The following is a 17,411-nucleotide window of genomic DNA, read 5'->3' on the forward strand; positions in this document are numbered from 1 at the left end:
GAGCCGCTCCATGGATGCTTTCCACCCCAGCGTTCCCGCCCCTTCCCTGTCCCCGAACCAGGCGCTCACGGCGCATGGCACGGTGACCGCCGCGCCCGTACCCCGGCGCGCCACCCCGGTCCTGGACAGGTCAGCGGTGAATGCCCCGGCGGCATTCGCGCCGCTGAAGATCCTGCACACCGAGGCCGCCAAGGGATTCGGCGGCCAGGAGATCTATATCTATCGCCACATGCTGGCCATGCGCGACCGCGGTCACGACGTGTCCCTGCTGTGCCAGCCCGGGGCCCGCCTGGGCGAGACCGCACGCGAAGCCGGCTTCACCGTGCATTACCTGAAAATGGGCGGGTTGCTGCGGCTGGTGCGGGGCATCTGGTCGGTCAAACAGCTGGTGGCCCGCCATGGATTCGACGTGGTCAACACCACCAGCCGCCGCGACAGCCTGATCGCCGCCGCGGGCGCACGCCTGGGGGGCGCGCGCCTGGTCGTGCGCTCGCGCCATTTGATGAGCCCCATCAATTCGCTGCTTACCTACACCGGCCTGCCGCACCGGGTGATGACCGTCAGCAGCTACGTCAAGCAGTTGCTGGTGTCGCGCGGGGTGGACGATGGCCGCATCGGCATCGTGCCGCCGATCGCGGTGCCGCCGCAGTGGTCGCAGATCGACGCCGAGGATCCGTGGCAATGCGTGCAGGACACCCGCGCGGAGGTGCGCCGCGAGCTCGGTTTTGATGCGGCGCAGATCGTGGTCGGCTGCGTGGCGGTGTTGCGCGAGCCCAAGGGCCATATCGACCTGCTGCACGCGATCGCCCCGCTCTGCCGCCAGCACCCCAACCTGCAGCTGGTGATCGTGGGCGATGGCCAGCCGATGATGGACAGGCTGGTGGCGTTGCGCCGCGAGCTCGGCCTGGAAGCGCAGGTGCACCTGCTCGGCTTCCGCCTGGGCGCGTGCCGGTTGATGGCCGCGTTCGATATCTTCGCGCTGGCCACGCACAAGGAAGCGGCCGGCACGGTGTTCCTGGAAGCGGCCCACGTGGGCGTGCCGATCGTGGCCACGCGCGTGGGCGGGGTACCGGAGATGGTGCTCGAAGGCAGCAATGCTATGCTCGCCCCGCTCGGCGATCGGGACGCGCTCAGCCACGCACTGCAGACCCTGGTCGAGAACCCCGAGCAGCGCCAGCGCATGGGCCGTGCCGGCTGGGAATGGATGCGCACCGCCCAACGCTTCACCCCGTCGGGGCATACCGAAGCGACCGAACACTACTACCACCAGTGGTTGAAGGAACTGGGCCATGGCCAACGCTAGATCCGTGCCGGTATTGATGCACCACCACGTCAGCCCCTCGCCGGGCATGATCACGGTGTCGCCGGAGAATTTCGAGAGCCAGATCGCGTGGCTGGCCCGCAACGGCTGGACCTCGCTGACCCTGGCGCAGTACGCCGACTTCCTGGCCGGCAAGCCGGTACCGCGCAGGTCGATCGTGATCACCTTCGATGACGGCTACCTGGACAACTGGGTGTACGCGCATCCGATCCTGCAGAAATACGGCATGCATGCGGTGGTGTTCGTGGTGACCGGCTGGATGGGCGAAGGCCCCGCGCGGCCGCATGCCGGCCAGGCCGGTGCCACCCTGCCGGAAACGCCGGACCACCGCGGCTGCGAGGCGGCGATCCTGCGCGAGGGCCGCGCCGATGATGTGATGATGCGCTGGAGCGAAGCGCGCGAGATGATCGCCGCCGGCACGTTCGAAGTGCATTGCCACACGCACACGCATACGCGCTGGATGAAGCAGGACATCAGCCGCGAGCAGAAGCGCGAGGGCATTACCCGCGATCTGTCGATGGCGCGCCTGGTACTGCAGCAGCAGCTGGGCGAGGTCTCGGACACGCTGTGCTGGCCCTACGGCGATTTCGACGAGGATTACCTGCCGGTCGCGCGCGCGCAGGGCTTCCGCTACCTGCATACGACGCATCCGTTCGGGCGCAACGTGGTGGGCGGCGATCCGGAACACATCTATCGTTTCGCCATCCGCAACCGTCCGGCCAGCTGGCTGCGCAAGCGCATCGCCTGGAGCTACCACCCGCTGATCGGGCCGCTGTTCAATCGCTTCAAGGCCAGGCAGAAGAAGATGGTGCCGGGGCCGTAGGCCGGCAACGCCGGCGTCTCCATGCGTGGCAGCCCGCAACAGAAAACGCCCCGGAAACCCGGGGCGTTTTCGTTGGTCGGTACACCGACCGTCATGCCGGACGCGCGTCAGGCGGCAGCGGCTGCCTTGACCGCGCTGGACAGATTGTCCAGCGTGGACTGCATCAGCTCGGCCGTGTCGGCTTCAACGGTGACACGCACCACCGGCTCGGTCCCGGACGGGCGCAGGAACGCGCGGCCGCGGCCCTGCACGGCCTGCTGGGCGGCAACCAGCGCCGCCTGCACCGTCTCCGCCTGCACCGTGGCCTTGGCCGACACATCGCCGAGGCGCACGTTGACCGTCTTCTGCGGCACCTTGTGCAGGCCTTGCAGCGACTGGCGCAGGCTGTGGCCCTCACGGCGCAGCACTTCCAGCACCTGCAGCGCGCTCACGATGGCATCGCCCGTGGTGGCGCGGTCCAGGCACAGCAGGTGGCCGGAGGCTTCGCCACCGAGCACGCCGCGACCTTCGACCAGGGCCTGGTGCACGTAGCGGTCGCCGACGTTGCTGCGCACGAACGGCAGGCCGATGCGCTCCAGCGCCTGTTCCAGGCCGAAGTTGGTCATCAGCGTGCCCACCACCGGGCCGCGCAGGCGGCCATTGCGCTGCCAGGACGAGGCCAGCACGTACAGCAGGTCGTCGCCGTCGACCGGATTGCCCTGGTCGTCGGCCATCAGCACGCGGTCGCCGTCGCCGTCGAAGGCGATGCCCAGGTCTGCCCCCACCTCGCGCACCTTCGCGGCGAGGTTGTCGATGTGCATCGAGCCGACGCCATCGTTGATGTTGACGCCGTTGGGTTCGGCGCCGATGGTGACCACCTCCGCCCCCAGCTCGCGAAACAGCAGCGGTGCGATGTGGTAGGTGGCCCCGTGCGCGCAGTCCAGCACGATCTTCAGCCCACGCAGGTCGAAGGCGCGCGGCACGCTGGCCTTGCAGAACTCGATGTAGCGGCCGACGGCATCGCGCGCGCGCATCGCCTTGCCGAGCCGGTCGGACTCGGCGGTGGTGAACGCCCCGTCCAGCGCCGCTTCCAGCGCCAGCTCGGTGGCATCGTCGAGCTTCTCGCCATCGGCGGAGAAGAACTTGATGCCGTTGTCGTAGTGCGGGTTGTGCGAGGCGCTGATGACGATGCCGGCGTCGGCACCGAGGGTGCGGGTGAGGAACGCCACGGCCGGGGTCGGCATCGGGCCGAGCAACTGCACGTCCACGCCGCCGGCAACCAGGCCGGCCTCCAGCGCGGCTTCGAACATGTAACCGGAAATGCGCGTGTCCTTGCCGATCACCACCACCGGGCGGTGCCCGGGACGGTGGCCGTTGCGTTCGGTCAGCACGCGGCCGAGCGCATTGCCCAGGCGCAGCACGAAGTCAGCCGAGATCACGCCCTGCCCGACCCGACCGCGGATGCCGTCGGTGCCGAAGTACTTGCGGCCCCCCATCAGGCCGCCTCGTCCGCGACCGGTGCCGGCTGGCGGCCCAGGAGGGCCAGCAGGTCGGCCAGGCGCTCGCGCATCTCGCGGCGGTCGCAGATCTGGTCGATGGCACCGTGCTCAAGCAGGAACTCGGAGCGTTGGAAGCCTTCCGGCAGCTTCTCGCGCACGGTCTGTTCGATCACGCGCGGGCCGGCGAAGCCGATCAGCGCCTGCGGTTCGGCGATGTTGATGTCGCCCAGCATCGCGAACGATGCCGACACGCCCCCGGTGGTCGGGTGGGTCAACACCGAGATGTAGGGCAGGCCCGCTTCGCGCAGCTTGCCGAGCGCGGCCGAGGTCTTGGCCATCTGCATCAGCGAGAACAGGCCTTCCTGCATGCGTGCGCCGCCACTGGCGGAGAAGCACACGTAGGGAGCGCCGATGTCCAGGGCCTTCTCAGCGGCCAGCGAGAAACGCTCGCCGACCACCGAGCCCATCGAGCCCCCCATGAAGGCGAAGTCGAAGGCCGAGGCCACCAGCGGGCGCCCCTTGAGCAGGCCCTGCATGGCGATCAATGCGTCGTACTCGCCGGTGTTCTTCTGCGAGGCCTTGATGCGCTCGCTGTACTTCTTCTGGTCCTTGAACTTGAGCAGGTCCGTCGGTCCCAGGCGCGCGGCGATCTCGGTGGTGCTGTCCGCATCGAACAGCGAGGCCAGGCGGGCGCGGGCGCGGATGGCCATGTGGTGGCCACACTTGGGACAGACTTCCAGGTTCTCTTCCAGCTCAGGACCGTACAGCGCGCTGCCGCAGTTGCTGCACTTCTCCCACAGGCCCTCGGGGACGCTGCGCTTCTTGCTGGGGACGTTGTCGGTGCGGATGCCAGACGGCATCAACTTGCTGAGCCAACTCATGCGGGATGCTACTTCCGTTCAGGGCGGCCCGGGGGCCGCAAAGGCGGACAGTCTAGCTCACCGTTTCCATGCTCGGGCACCCCCCGGCGGTTGCCGGGGGGCTGGCGCAAACCATTCTGGTACGTACGTTTGGGTGATTCAGGCGGCGTCGAGCGCGTGTCGCAGTGGCGTGAGGAAACCCGCCGCGATCCGCGCGGCATCGGCAGCATCGGTGGCCTCGCCCAGGGCCGCCACCAGCGCGCTGCCGACCACCACGCCATCGGCCTCGACCGCCATCGCCGCGGCACTGGCCGCGTCCTTGATGCCGAAACCGGCTACCACCGGCACCGTCGAGCGGCGGCGCAGGTCACGCAGGCGCGTGCTGGCCGCGCCACTGTCCAGGCGCTCGGAGGCACCGGTCACGCCGGCGAAGCTGACGTAGTAGAGGTAGCCCTGGGCCATCGCCGACAGGGTGTCCAGGCGCGCATCGGCGGTCGTCGGCGAGGCCAGCAGGATCAGCGCCAGCCCCGCGGCGGTGAAGATATCGCGGGTTTCAGCGGCTTCCTCGGGCGGCAGGTCGACCAGCAGCACCCCGTCCACGCCGGCGGCGATGGCCGCCTCGGCGAAGCGCGCGGTGCCGTGGATCTCCACCGGGTTCAGGTAGCCCATCAGCACGACCGGGGTGGTGGCATCGTCGCGGCGGAACGCGGCCACCGTTTCCAGGACGTAGCGCAGCCCTGCCCCGCGCGCCAACGCGCGCTCGGAGCTGCGCTGGATGGTGGGGCCATCGGCCATCGGGTCGGAGAACGGCACGCCGAGTTCGATCACGTCGGCACCGGCCGCCGCCAGCGCATGCATCACCGGCACGGTCGCATCCAGGCCCGGATCGCCGGCGGTGATGAAGGGAATCAGCGCCTTGCGCCGGGAAGCGCGCAGGCGGGCAAAACAGGCATCGATACGGTCCACTGACATTTCAGGCACATCCTTCAATCAATTCAACGGCGCCACTGGCGCCCCAGTACAACATCGACACCTTGCCCTCGAAGATCTCCAGCCGGATCGCCAGATCCGAGCCGGGGTCCTGCCAGGTGAGGTACTCGCCCGTTTCCGGATCGTACGCGTGCGGTTTGTGGGTGCTGCCCCGGGGCAGGCGCTTGAGCGCCTCGGCGCGGGACATGCCCAGGCGCAGTCCGAACGGGCCGGCCTGGGTGATGGTTTCGTCCGAACCGTCCAGCAGGCTCAGGTCGAAGCGCTGCACGTGGTCGTCGTCGACCATCATCGAGATGCCCTCGGGCAGGCTGCCGCGCTCGTAATACTCGCAGCCACCCAACTGCCCCCCTTCGCTCAGGCCGGCCGAATGCCAGTTCGCATCGGCGTCGGCGGCGGTGAAGCGCTGCCCGACCACCATGTCACCGGCATGATCCAGCGCGACCGAGACCACGGCGGGGCCAGGTTCATCGGTGCCCTCCTTTGCCGGTACCGGCTCAGGATCGTCCTGGATGGGACGATTGGCGATGTCGTCGTCGTTGCTCGCCGGCACCCGCGCCGGGGCGATCGCCGCCGGTGTCGAAGGTGCGGCCGCGAGCACCGGCGGATCCGGCGCGGTGCAGCCACTCAGGCCGACCACGATCAGCAGCGCACTTCCCTGGCGCAGCAGTGGATTCACAGGATCAGGCCCTCGCGCGCGGCGATGGTGTGCACGTCCTTGTCGCCGCGCCCGGACAGGTTGCACAGCACCAGCTTGTCGCTGGGCAACTCGCGCGCCAGCTTGATCGCCTGGGCCACTGCATGGCTGGATTCCAGTGCGGCCAGGATGCCCTCGCTGTGGGCCAGCTGGTGGAATGCGGCCAGGGCTTCGTCATCGGTGATGCCGACGTACTCGGCGCGGCCGGCGTCGGCCAGGAACGCATGCTCGGGACCCACGCCCGGGTAATCCAGGCCGGCCGACACCGAATGGGTCTCGATGATCTGGCCGTCGTCATCGCAGATCACGTAGGTGCGGTTGCCGTGCAGCACGCCCGGTCGACCGGCGGCGATGGAGGCGGCGTGGCGGCCGGTCTCGATGCCGTCACCGGCCGCCTCGGCGCCCACGATGCGCACGTCGCGGTCGTTGAGGAAGGCATGGAACAGGCCGATCGCGTTGCTGCCGCCGCCGACGCAGGCGGTGATGGCATCGGGCAGGCGGCCGTAGTCGGTGAACATCTGCGCGCGTGCTTCACGGCCGACGATCGCGTTGAAGTCGCGCACCATGCGCGGGTACGGATCCGGGCCGGCGACGGTGCCGATGATGTAGAAGGTGTCGCGCACGTTGGTGACCCAGTCGCGCATCGCCTCGTTGAGCGCGTCCTTGAGCGTGGCCGAACCGGAGGTCACCGGCACCACGGTCGCGCCGAGCAGCTTCATGCGGTAGACATTGATCTTCTGCCGCTCGATGTCGGTGGCGCCCATGTACACCACGCATTCCAGGCCCAGTCGCGCGGCCACGGTGGCGCTGGCCACGCCATGCTGGCCGGCGCCGGTCTCGGCGATGATCCGCTTCTTGCCCATCCGCGCGGCCAGCAGGGCCTGGCCGATGGTGTTGTTGATCTTGTGCGCGCCGGTGTGGTTGAGGTCTTCGCGCTTGAGCAGGATCTGCGCGCCGCCGACCTGCTTGCTGAGGCGTTCTGCGTGGTAGATCGGGCTGGGCCGGCCCACGTAGTGGGTCAGGTCCTTGTCGTAGGCGGCGATGAACGCCGGATCGCGACGGGCCGCATCGTACGCGGCGGCCAGCTCCTGCAGCGGCCCGATCAGGGTTTCGGCCACGAAACTGCCGCCATAGCGGCCGAAATGGCCGTTCGCGTCGGGGTAGGCGTGGAAATCGGTAATGGGGGATGCGGACATGCGCGACAGCCGGTTGAGACAGGCTGACAATTTAACGCACATGTCATGGCAGCAATATCGATATTATCTGCGACAACCCGTCAGGAAAACTCACATGAGCACCCCGGCCCTGCCGCCCCTGAACGCCCTGCGCAGTTTCGAGGCGACCGCCCGCCTGGGCGGGGTGGGCCGTGCGGCTGCGTCCCTACACGTGACCCATGGAGCGATCAGCCGCCAGCTGCGCGTGCTGGAGGAGCATCTGGGCGTGGCGCTGTTCGAGCGCGATGGCCGCGGGCTGCGCCCGACCCCGGCCGGCGAGGCCCTGCAGCAGGCCTGCGCCGGCGCGTTCGGGCAGATCCGTGAGGCGGTCGCCGCCCTGCAGCGCCGCCAGCGCGCCGACGCGCTGGTGTTGGGCTGCAGTGGCAGCATCCTGGCGCGCTGGATGATTCCACGGCTGCAGGTGCTGCAGGCCGACCTGCCGCAGGTGCCGCTGCACTGGTCCGCGCAGGACGGCAGCTTCACCGAGGCACAGCAATCGCTGGACGCGGTGCTGCTGCTGGCCCAGCCGCCGTGGCCGCCAGGCTGGCGGGTGCGCGAACTGGCGCCGGAGCGGGTGGGCGTGGTGGTGAGCCCGCAGCATCCGGCCGCGGCGCGGCTGCGCCAGCGCCCGCCGTCGGCCTTGCTCGGCGAGCCGCTGCTGCACACCACCTCGCGCCCCCAGGCCTGGCCGGCCTGGGCGCTGGCACACGGCCTGGACCCGGCGCGGTTGCAGCTCGGCAACGGCTTCGAGCACCTGTACTACCTGCTGGAGGCGGCGGTGGCCGGGCTGGGCGTGGCGATCGCACCGGAGCCGCTGGTAGCCGACGAACTGGCCGCCGGGCGACTGCTGGCCCCGTGGGGCTTTGCCGCCACCGGCGGATTCTGGGTGCTGGCGACGCCGGAGGGCGCGGGCGATCCCCGGGTGGATGCGCTGGCCGGGTGGCTGGCCGCGCAACTGGCGCGCGCCTGACCGGGCCTCGCGGTTGCGCGTGGGTCTGGGCGTGGGCGGACAACCGGCGATCCCGGATGTGGGGTCCACACCCTGGGGATATTGGTTCAGGCCGGAGGAGGCGCGAGCGTGGGGATCCACGATGGCGTGGATGTTGGAATGGGCCGGACGATCCGCGATCGTGGGGATCCACACCGGCGTGGGCCGAACGAACCGTGATCGCGTAGATCCACGCCATGCGTGGATGCCGCGCGGCGCGTTTTCGATGACGTTTCATGGTGGCGGGACGGAGAGCATCCACGCATGGCGTGGATCTACGGTGGTCGGTGGCGGGATGTTCCGGGCAGCGCGATTCGGCAGCCCGTAGATCCACGCCATGCGTGGATGCCGCGCAACGCGCGGCGCGTTTTCGATGACGGTTCATGATGGCGGAACGGAGAGCATCCACGCATGGCGTGGATCTACGATGATCGGTGGCGGGATGTTCCGGGCAGCGCGATTCGGCAGCCCGTAGATCCACGCCATGCGTGGATGCCGCGCAAGGCGCGGCGCGTTTTCGGTGACGGTTCATGGTGGCGGGACGGAGAGCATCCACGCGTGGCGTGGATCTACGATGGTCGGTGGTGGAATGGACCGGGCCGCGCGAGTCGACATCCCGTAGATCCACGCCATGCGTGGATGCCGCGCGACGCGCGGCGCGTTTTCGATGACGGTTCATGGTGGCGGAACGGAGAGCATCCACGCATGGCGTGGATCTACGATGGTCGGTGGTGGGATGGACCGGGCCGCGCGATCCGGCATCCCGTAGATCCACGCCATGCGTGGATGCCGCGCAACGCGCGGCGCGTTTCCGGTGACGGTGCATGGCGGCGGAACGGAGAGCATCCACGCATGGCGTGGATCTACGATGGTCGGTGGTGGGATGGACCGGGCCGCGCGATCCGGCATCCCGTAGATCCACGCCATGCGTGGATGCCGCGCAACGCGCGGCGCGTTTTCGGTCACGGTTCATGGTGGCGGTACGGAGAGCATCCACGCATGGCGTGGATCTACGGCCATCGGCTCCAGGCGTGGGGGTACTCGCCGATCGCGCTGCTCAGGCCGGCGCGGATCGGGTTGGCCATGACGTAGCGGACGGCGTGGACAAGCGACTCGTCATCACGCAGGGCGTGGTCGTGATAGCCATGCTGCCAGAGCTGCCCCTGCCTGCCCAATCTCAGATTGAGCAGCCTGGCGCTGCGCGATTTCAACAGGCCCATGCAACTGGCCAGCGAGCCTCTCCGCAGTTCCATCAACCAATGGACATGGTCAGGCATCACCACCCAGGCGGTGCTGCGGCTGTAACCGTTGCGTTCGGCGTATCGAAGCGATTCCACCACCAGCGCACCGTTGCCGGGATCCAGGAACAGGCGACAGCGCCCGGCCACGACCAGCGTCAACAGGTACGTGCTTCCGGGTTGCGATTGACGACCGTAGCGAAGGCGAGGACTGGCCATGAGCAAAGGGTGCGTGCGGGCTTGTCGGCCTTGTATCGCCACCCCGCTCCTTCAGGCGTCGGCGAACTATGCAGCGTCGGGTGGGAGAGCATCCACGCATGGCGTGGATCTACGATGGTTGGTGGAGGGATGGATCTGACCGCGCGATCTGGCGTCCCGTAGATCCACGCCATGCGTGGATGCCGCGCGGCGCGCGGCGCGTTTGCCGGTGGATCCGATGGCTGCGTGGCGTGGGGTTACGTGGTCGGGGCGGCCAGGCGCTGCTGCACGTCGTCGCGCAGACGTGCCAGTTCGACTTCGGCCTGCTGGCGCTGCTGCATGCCCTCGCGGTGGACGGTGCGCACTTCCTCGACGGTGGCGATCAGCTGCTCGTGCACGTGGCGCAGGGTGGCTACGTCGATCACCGCACGCTGGTTGGCCTTGGCCGTTTCCACGGTGGTCTGGCGCAGCAGGTCGGCATTGCGGCGCATCATCTCGTTGGTGGCGTCGTCGATGGCGTTGGACAGCGCGACCGCGTTCTTCTGCTCGCCCAACGACAACTGGATGGCGAACTGGCGCTTCCACGACGGAATGGTGATGTCGCGGACGGTGTTGAATTTCTCGATCAGCAGGATCGCGTTGGCCTGGATCAGGCGGATCATGGGCAGCGACTGGTCGGCCGCGTGCTGCATGACCACCAGGTCGCCGACGCGCTTGTCGAGCAGGCGGATCGCGTTGTCCAGCTCGCCCTGGCGGATGCGCTGCTGCGGATCATCCTGGCCCTGCCCGGCCAGCTGTTCGCCACGCAGCGCGGCGAGCCGGCGCTTGCCGGCGGCGATGTGCAGGCCCAGGCCGTGGCGCTCCTCGCGGACGATCTCGTGCATGTGGTCGAACTCGACCACGCGCTGGCCCATCAGGGCCTGCTGGCTGCCGACGTCCCCCATGAGCTGTTCGATCTGGCGGTTGGTGTCGCTGAACTTCTGCACCAGCTCGCCCTTGGATGCCCGCAGCTTGTCGATCAGGCCGCCGATCACCGGTACCTTCGAACGCTCGGCCAGGCCGTCAAGCTTGAGCGAGCGTGCGATGCGCACCACCTCGCCCAGCTTGTCGCCACTGGCGTCAAGATCGCGGTTGCGCACCTGGTCCAGCAGCTGGCTGGAGAACGCCGCCGTCTTGGCGGCGGCGTCGCGGCCGAATACCTGCAGGTTGCCTGGCCGGATGTCGTCCAACCCACGCCCGATCTCCTCGATCTTCGGCAGGTCGTCACGGCCAAGGCCAAGCGCCTGCAGCGCCGCGTCGTCCAGCACGTCGGCCGTGGTCACGGGCAGGGTCGAAGTGGCCTGCGGGTCCTGGGTCATCGGTGGATCTCCATGCTGTTGGGCGGCCGACGGCGGCGCACCGGTAGGGGCAGTGTCTTCATCGCAGTCTAGCCTGCGCCGAGGCAACCTCGGCGGCGATCTCGGCCTGCAGTTGCGCGGCGCGCTGGCTCCGCTGGGCCTGGTCCTTTACATGCCGCGCCAGCGTGGCCTGTTTCCAGGCCGGCAACAGGATGTCGGCGATGCGGCGGAAGCGCGCCAGCAACGCCTCGTCCTGCGCCAGCAGCAGCTGCCACTGGGCCGCTTCGCTGCGCTGCAGGGCGGCCAGGCGGCGCAGGTGATCCAGGCGCTGGGCCAGCACCCCCTGCAGCGCGCCGCCATCGCCGTCGGGCAAGCCGGGCAGCGCCTGGCTGCCGGCATCGACCCACTGCTGCAGCGCGGCGGCTGCCTGCTCGCTGGTGGCGACCGCTGCCTGCCGCTGCGCCGCGGCGGCCTGCACCCGCGCCGCGCACGCCTCGGCCTGCAGCAGCAGCACGCCCAGTTGCGGCTGCAACGCGTCGGCGTCGCGCTGGCGCTCGACGTCACGGCCGAGCAGGCGCCCCCACCAGCCGGCCTGGCGGCGCAGCGACGCCGGATCGGCCGCCTGCAACGCCAGTGCGAGTCGTGCCAGCGCATCGATCAGACCCGCCGCGCCACCCTCGTGCAGCGCGCCCTGCGCATCCGCCCGGCGTGCGATCGCCCGCAGCAACGGATCGCCGTACGACGCGAGCGTCGCCGCCTGCGGCGTGTCGAGGGCGACCGGCGCGGGCAGCGTGGTGTTCATGCGTGGGCGTCGTCGCCGGCGGCATCATCCAGGCGCGGCGGACGGGCCGACTCGCCGTAGAAATGCCGCATCAACGCCTCATCCAGCGCCCGCTCCTCCGGCGTGGTCGCGCGCCGCGGTCGCACGCGCTGCCGCGCCGCGGGCTCGGCGTCCATCTGCTGGCGCACCCAGCCGGCGAGCAGTGCCAGCGTCTCGCCGGTGCGCACCTGCTGCTGGTGGGACTGCCCCAGCAACTGCAGCAACGGCGCCAGCCCCGCCTGCAGGCCATCGGCCAACGGCTCGGCCAGCGCCGGCGCGGGGCTGACGGGCGGCGCGACGACCGGTTCGGCACGCGCCGCCGACAGCCGCTCCAACGCCGACAGCAACGCCGGCCACGGCGCCGGTTCCTGCTCGGCCGCCGCGGCCGGCGGCGGCACCTGCAGCGCGCTGGCGATGTCGGCCAGCTGCGCCACCATGCGCCCGCCGACGTCGCTGTCGTCGGCGCCCATGGCCTTGTTGCGCAGGAAGTCGCGCTTGATCTGCTGCCAGCGTTCCAGCTCGGCGCCCTGCAGCAGGCCACGCAGTTCGGCCAGCTTGAGCAGGTTTTCCTCGGCCCCGGTGGTGAGCAGCTGCGCCTCGCCCTGGTAATGGTCGGAGACCAGCTGCTGCAGCTCGGCCTCGTTCATCACCGGCGAGATCTTCTCCGACAGCTTGTTCATGTTGCGGTAGCTGCCCTGCAACCGGAACGGCGGCTCGGTGCGGTAGCGATCATCCTGCGCGGCACTGGCGATGTACTGCTGGTTGACCCGGTAGACCACGTCGCGCACGCGCAGCATGCGCTGCAGGGTGGCCACGATCTCGTTGATCTCCGCGCCGCTGTAGGCATGGCTGAGCGCGTTGGTGGAGACCTCCTTGCCCATCGCGCGTTCGACCAGCAGGTACAGGTCGGCCATGTCGCGCGTGGCCAGGGGCGCCAGGACCGGATTGGAGGTGAGGCTGTTCTCGATGTAGCTCAGGGTGAACGCATCTTCCATGCCGCCCAGCACGTCGCCGAGGTTGTAGATGTCGGCGCGGTTGGCCAGCATGTCCGGAATCTTGAAGACCTCGCCGGACTCGGTGTACGGGTTGCCGGCCATCACCACGCAGAACTTCTTGCCGCGCATGTCGTAGGTACGGGTGCGCCCGCGCCACACGCCCTCGATGCGACGGGTGCCATCGCACAGCGAGATGAACTTCTGCAGGAACTCCGGGTGGGTGTGCTGGATGTCATCGACATACAACATGGTGTTGTTGCCCATCTCCAACGCCAGGTTGAGCTTCTCCAGCTCCTGCCGCGAGGTGGCATCCGGCGCCTGCGCGGGGTCCAGCGAGCGCACCTCGTGGCCCAGCGCCGGACCATTGATCTTCATGAAGACCAGGCCCAGCCGGTGCGCCACGTACTCCATCAACGTGGTTTTGCCGTAGCCGGGCGGGGAAATCATCATCAGCAAGCCCATCAGGTCGCTGCGCTTGTTCTCGCCGACCGTGCCCATCTGCTTGGCCAGGTTGTCGCCGATCACGCCGAGGTAGACGTCGTTGATGAGCTTGTTGCGGACGAACGAGGACAACGGCCGCGCCTTGAACTCGGACAGGCGCAGGCTGTCGCGCTCGCGCGCGACGATGCGCTGGCGCACCGCCTGGTAGGCGTGGAAGGCAGGCACGAAGACGCCGCCGTGGTGCTGCAGGCGCGCCAGGAAGTCATCCAGCGACAGGGCCAGGCGGCCCTGTTGCAGGCGCGGGTGTTCGCCGAGCAGGCCTTCCACGGTGACCTGCAGGACGGTATCGCTGGCGCGGGTGCGCAGCGCACGCTGGACCAGCAGCAGCGCGGCGGCCTCGTCGACGTAGCCCGCGTGGTCGGCCAGCGCCGGGGTCCGGCACAGGCCGCGCAGCCACTGCCCTGCCAGCGCCCAGCGCGCGGACAGGCCGTCCTGCTCGCGCTGCAGCGCGCGCTCCAGGCTGTCGCGCTGGCCAGCCGCCTGCAGCTGCTGGCCCAGGGCCTCGACCAGGGCGGTGGCGTAGCGGCTGCTGGCGAACACCGGCTCGCCCCGCGACAACTCATCGGCCAGATAGGCCGCCGCGGCCACATGGTCGGCGGCGGTGAACGGCAGGCCGTGCTCCTCGTTGAACGCGGCCAGCGCCAATGCCATCTCCGCGCGCAGGGCCAGCTGGCCTTCGTCGGAACCAAACAGCCGTGCGATCGCATCCGCACCGGCCTGGCGTGCCGGCCACTGCACGACATCCTCGCGGCGCTGGCGGGCGGCCCAGAACAGCATGGCCAACGCACGCACGCGCGGCGCGTGCAGCAAGGTGCCCGCGGCCTGCTGCAATGGCAGCAGCGCGCGCAGGATCAGGCTGGCGTCGTGGTCGTGGATGCCGCGCTCGTAGCCTTCCCGATAGCGCGGGGCGGCGAAATCGCGCACCACCCGATCCAGCGTCGCGGGTACGGCCGCGTCATGCTGCAGGGTAGCCAGGTCCAGGCCATCACGGTTCTCCATCGCGGCGCGCAGCACGCTCCCGGCCAGGTACTCGCCACGGTAGAGCGCGTCCGATTCCGAATCCAGGCTGAGCTGCCAGTACGGCTTGAGCGCGGCCAGTTCGGGGTCGTGCAGGGTTTCGAGGAAATCGGTGCCGGTGAGGTGGATGGCCAGCTCGTCACCGCGCGGCAGGATGGTCAGGTCCAGCGCCTGGGTGTTGACGCTGAAGCGGTGGCGCGGCCCCAGCCGCACCACATTGCCGCCGGCCTCGAACAGGTCACTGCGGTCGCGCAGCGCACGCACGGCCTGGTCGCGCACGCCCTTCAGGCGTGACTCGATGTCGTCGGCCTTGACGCTGTCCCGCAGGCTGCGCAGGCGCTCGGCCAGTTCACGCAGCTTGAGGATCAGCGGATCGCCGGCGAAGAACGCGTTGAGCTCGTCGGCACTGGCGAAGCGCTCGGTACGCTTGGCCAGGCCGTCCAGGATGCGATTGGCCGCGTCCAGCACCGAGCGCGCCTTGCGCTGGCGCTCATCCAGCAGCGCCTGCTTGTGTGCCTCGAAGGCATCGATCAGTTCTTCGCGCTTGGCCAGGATGTCGCCGAGGAACTGCTCGTGCTCGCCGAACTGGCTCTCCAGTTCCTCCAGCTGCACCAGCAGCCGTGACATCTGTTCGTCGGCGCGTTCGGGGTCGGTGGCCATCGCCAGCGCGCTGGTGATGGCCTGCGAGAACAGCGCGAACTGCGCGGCGAACTGGGCCACCGCTTCGGCCGAGCCGAGCGTGCGCCGACGGTGTTCGGCGCGGGCACGGGTCTGGTTGAGGCGCGCATAGATAGCCGAGATCGCCTCGACCACGCGGGTGCGTGCGGTGGCATCGTCGACGTTCAGCCCGGCCATCAGTTCGGAGAGCATGTCCAGGTCGGCCGACATCGCGCGCAGCCCGGCCAGCTGCTCGTCGAGCACGCGCGCGCTGCCGGCCTGCTGGGCGGCGTCGTCCAGTGCCTGCAGGCGTTCGCCCAGCGGGGCCAGGGCAGCATCGCCGGCCAGGAACGCGCCGGTCGCCGCGCCGATGCGCTGGTGCGCCTCCTGCAACGCGGCGGTCATCGCATCGATCAGGTCGGTGTCGATGTAGCGGTAATCGCGGATGGTGAGCAGGTGGCCACGCTGGGTCGAGATCGCGTTGAGCGCCTCGACGAAGGACTGCACCTCGGTCCAGTTTTCCGGCTGCAGGCGGGCCAGCAGGGTCTTCTGCGTGGCCTGCGCCTGGGCCATCGCCTGCGCCGACTGGGCGCGGATCGACTGCACCTTCTCGTACTCGTCCAGCACCGACTCGCCGGTGCCGCTGATCTCGCGCAGCAGGCTGACCGCGCCGCCACACTCGGCATCGTCCAGCCAATGGTGTGCATCGAACAGGCGGCGGGTGTCCTGCACCAGGCGCTGGTACCGCTGCACCGAGACGTCATCGCCTTCGATGGTGCGTGCCAGGTCGAGCAGGTTGGAAATGCCACGGACCAGCTCGGCATTGCCGATGCGGCCCATGAAGGTGTTGCCGGGGGGCCGGCTGGCCGCGAATTCGTCGCTGCTGAACGGGGTCTGCCAGACCTGCATGGCGTGGATCCGCGTCGGCTCGTCTCCCTCGGCATGGAACAGCACCATGCGCCCGTCATGCATGAAGGCGTAGCCGTGGCCGAACACCGGGTTCTGCAGCACGCGCTGGATGGTGTTGTAGACGAACAGCGCCGAGCGCCCGCCCTCGCGCTCGTAGAAGATGTAGAGCACGTCCTCGCCGTTGGGCGAGCGGATGGCGCGCTTGAACTGCATGCCGTCCATGGCCGCATCGAAGGCCTTGTGCTCGCCGCTCTGCAGGTAATACCCGCCGGGGAAGATGATGCCGTGGTCCTCGGGCAGCTGCACGCAGGCCTGCACGATCGCATCGTTGCGGATGATGTTGCCGGTGAGGGTGTTGTAGATCAGCCCGCGCCAGACGGTTTCGCGGTAAGGCAGCACCTTGAGCAGGATCAGCGAGCCGACCCGGGCGAAATCGAACTGGGCATCGTCCAGCGACTGGGTGCTGTCATCCACCGGTTCGCTGTAGACGCCCTGCCCGCTCTCGGTGTTGTTTTCGACCTTGATGGTCAGGTCGCCGCCGGTGGTCTCCACGAACAGGGTGTCGAGGATGTTCAGGTGGGCATGGCGACCGGTCACGGCCATGTCGCGGGTGGCGCGGGTCCACTCGAAATCGAACGGCGGCGGCAGTGCGATGTCGCGCTCGCCACGTGCGTCCAGGTAGGTGAGCTCGCCATCGCTGGCCAGTGCCCAGCGGAACACGCGCACATCGCTGCTGCGTTCGCCGATCTGGAACGCCGCCAGCAGCTTGTCGCCGATCACGATCAGCTGCAGCAGCCGGGCGTGCTTGTAGTAGGCATACAACTCGCCGAAGTCATGCACGAAGCCGGGCTGGGCCAGGAAGCTCCCCTTGGCGTCGACCGGCACCACGTCGTAGCCATCGTTGGCCTGGACCAGGCGGTACAGGCCGAACACGTCCTCGACCCGGGTCTGGGTCTTGAGGCCGATGAAGACGTTGTAGCCGAACAGCAGCAGCTCGGGGCCGACCTGCACGATATCGCGGCCGACGCAGTTGTTTTCGCTGCGGATGCGGAAGCGTCCGGTGACCTCCAGCCGGCTGTCGCCGAACTCGGCCAGGCGCTGCCGGTTCAGGGCATCGGCGACCGTGCGCAGGCGGCTGCCCTGCTCGCCGAGGCGGCGGCGCAGGACCTCATAGGCGCCGCCCTGGGCGACCGCCTGGTCGACGCTGGCGGTGGCTTCCGGCACGGACGGCACGGGACGGTTGGCGGTATCGGACATCGGCTTCCTTCCGGCTCAGTTGCAACCGGCCGGGCAAACCGGCCGGGATAGGCGTGGCGATGGCCACACGGCCACCGCCAGGGTCGAGCGCGCCACGCGGGCGGCGCTCGATTG

Annotated in this window: 12 protein-coding genes; 3 read left to right on the plus strand and 9 right to left on the minus strand. The window is 69.2% G+C overall.

Annotated features, from left to right (window positions below):
- Positions 1-10 precede the first annotated feature (10 nt).
- Together AC1DGC_RS02400 and AC1DGC_RS02405 are read left to right on the plus strand one after the other, a co-directional pair.
- On the plus strand, positions 11-1,303 hold the full coding sequence (locus tag AC1DGC_RS02400; protein WP_478047135.1) for a glycosyltransferase family 4 protein: 1,293 nt from the start codon (positions 11-13) through the stop codon (positions 1,301-1,303).
- A complete protein-coding gene (locus AC1DGC_RS02405; protein ID WP_478047136.1) occupies positions 1,290-2,144 on the plus strand; it encodes a polysaccharide deacetylase family protein in 855 nt (284 codons plus the stop codon). Before AC1DGC_RS02400 ends, AC1DGC_RS02405 begins: the two co-directional genes overlap by 14 nt.
- A gap of 107 nt (positions 2,145-2,251) precedes the next feature.
- On the opposite strand, the gene glmM is transcribed toward AC1DGC_RS02405, so the two are convergent.
- The 5 genes from glmM to trpB all read right to left on the minus strand — a co-directional run bounded on the left by glmM (position 2,252) and on the right by trpB (position 7,362).
- The gene (glmM, locus tag AC1DGC_RS02410) at positions 2,252-3,619 is read right to left on the minus strand and encodes a phosphoglucosamine mutase (protein ID WP_478047137.1); all 1,368 of its coding nucleotides are present in this window, start codon (positions 3,617-3,619) and stop codon (positions 2,252-2,254) included.
- Positions 3,619-4,503 carry an acetyl-CoA carboxylase, carboxyltransferase subunit beta gene (accD, locus tag AC1DGC_RS02415; protein WP_259205613.1) on the minus strand — a complete coding sequence of 295 codons (885 nt, stop codon included), beginning with the start codon at positions 4,501-4,503 and terminating at the stop codon, positions 3,619-3,621. Before accD ends, glmM begins: the two co-directional genes overlap by 1 nt.
- Before the next feature lie 138 nt (positions 4,504-4,641).
- Positions 4,642-5,454 (minus strand): tryptophan synthase subunit alpha, encoded by an 813-nt coding sequence (gene trpA / locus AC1DGC_RS02420; RefSeq protein WP_478047138.1) that lies wholly within the window; start codon positions 5,452-5,454, stop codon positions 4,642-4,644.
- 1 nt (position 5,455) lies between these two features.
- Positions 5,456-6,148, minus strand: a complete 693-nt coding sequence (locus tag AC1DGC_RS02425) for a hypothetical protein (protein WP_259205623.1) — start codon at positions 6,146-6,148, stop codon at positions 5,456-5,458.
- On the minus strand, positions 6,145-7,362 hold the full coding sequence (trpB, locus tag AC1DGC_RS02430; protein ID WP_259205629.1) for a tryptophan synthase subunit beta: 1,218 nt from the start codon (positions 7,360-7,362) through the stop codon (positions 6,145-6,147). Before trpB ends, AC1DGC_RS02425 begins: the two co-directional genes overlap by 4 nt.
- A 94-nt stretch (positions 7,363-7,456) precedes the next feature.
- Between trpB and AC1DGC_RS02435 the strand changes: the two genes are divergently transcribed.
- The gene (locus AC1DGC_RS02435) at positions 7,457-8,350 is read left to right on the plus strand and encodes a LysR family transcriptional regulator (RefSeq protein WP_478047139.1); all 894 of its coding nucleotides are present in this window, start codon (positions 7,457-7,459) and stop codon (positions 8,348-8,350) included.
- Between the two features lie 1,028 nt (positions 8,351-9,378).
- Here the strand turns inward: AC1DGC_RS02435 and AC1DGC_RS02440 are convergent.
- The 4 genes from AC1DGC_RS02440 to AC1DGC_RS02455 form a co-directional block, all read right to left on the minus strand.
- Complete coding sequence (locus AC1DGC_RS02440; RefSeq protein ID WP_478047140.1) at positions 9,379-9,825, minus strand: REP-associated tyrosine transposase; 447 nt, start codon at positions 9,823-9,825, stop codon at positions 9,379-9,381.
- A 236-nt stretch (positions 9,826-10,061) separates the two neighbouring features.
- Positions 10,062-11,162, minus strand: a complete 1,101-nt coding sequence (locus tag AC1DGC_RS02445; RefSeq protein ID WP_478047141.1) for a toxic anion resistance protein — start codon at positions 11,160-11,162, stop codon at positions 10,062-10,064.
- Between the two features lie 58 nt (positions 11,163-11,220).
- Complete coding sequence (locus AC1DGC_RS02450; protein WP_478047142.1) at positions 11,221-11,943, minus strand: hypothetical protein; 723 nt, start codon at positions 11,941-11,943, stop codon at positions 11,221-11,223.
- The gene (locus AC1DGC_RS02455) at positions 11,940-17,297 is read right to left on the minus strand and encodes a DNA repair ATPase (RefSeq protein ID WP_478047143.1); all 5,358 of its coding nucleotides are present in this window, start codon (positions 17,295-17,297) and stop codon (positions 11,940-11,942) included. Before AC1DGC_RS02455 ends, AC1DGC_RS02450 begins: the two co-directional genes overlap by 4 nt.
- Positions 17,298-17,411: the final 114 nt, after the last annotated feature.

The sequence above is a fragment of the Stenotrophomonas sp. 05N37 genome, assembly GCF_056397365.1.

Excerpts from the sequence above, each read along its gene's own strand:
- AC1DGC_RS02400 (WP_478047135.1), top strand. The coding sequence starts at position 11 with ATGGATGCTTTCCACCCCAGCGTTCCCGCCCCTTCCCTGTCCCCGAAC.
- AC1DGC_RS02405 (WP_478047136.1), top strand. The coding sequence starts at position 1,290 with ATGGCCAACGCTAGATCCGTGCCGGTATTGATGCACCACCACGTCAGC.
- glmM (WP_478047137.1), bottom strand. The coding sequence starts at position 3,619 with ATGGGGGGCCGCAAGTACTTCGGCACCGACGGCATCCGCGGTCGGGTC.
- accD (WP_259205613.1), bottom strand. The coding sequence starts at position 4,503 with ATGAGTTGGCTCAGCAAGTTGATGCCGTCTGGCATCCGCACCGACAAC.
- trpA (WP_478047138.1), bottom strand. The coding sequence starts at position 5,454 with ATGTCAGTGGACCGTATCGATGCCTGTTTTGCCCGCCTGCGCGCTTCC.
- trpB (WP_259205629.1), bottom strand. The coding sequence starts at position 7,362 with ATGTCCGCATCCCCCATTACCGATTTCCACGCCTACCCCGACGCGAAC.
- AC1DGC_RS02435 (WP_478047139.1), top strand. The coding sequence starts at position 7,457 with ATGAGCACCCCGGCCCTGCCGCCCCTGAACGCCCTGCGCAGTTTCGAG.
- AC1DGC_RS02440 (WP_478047140.1), bottom strand. The coding sequence starts at position 9,825 with ATGGCCAGTCCTCGCCTTCGCTACGGTCGTCAATCGCAACCCGGAAGC.
- AC1DGC_RS02445 (WP_478047141.1), bottom strand. The coding sequence starts at position 11,162 with ATGACCCAGGACCCGCAGGCCACTTCGACCCTGCCCGTGACCACGGCC.
- AC1DGC_RS02450 (WP_478047142.1), bottom strand. The coding sequence starts at position 11,943 with ATGAACACCACGCTGCCCGCGCCGGTCGCCCTCGACACGCCGCAGGCG.
- AC1DGC_RS02455 (WP_478047143.1), bottom strand. The coding sequence starts at position 17,297 with ATGTCCGATACCGCCAACCGTCCCGTGCCGTCCGTGCCGGAAGCCACC.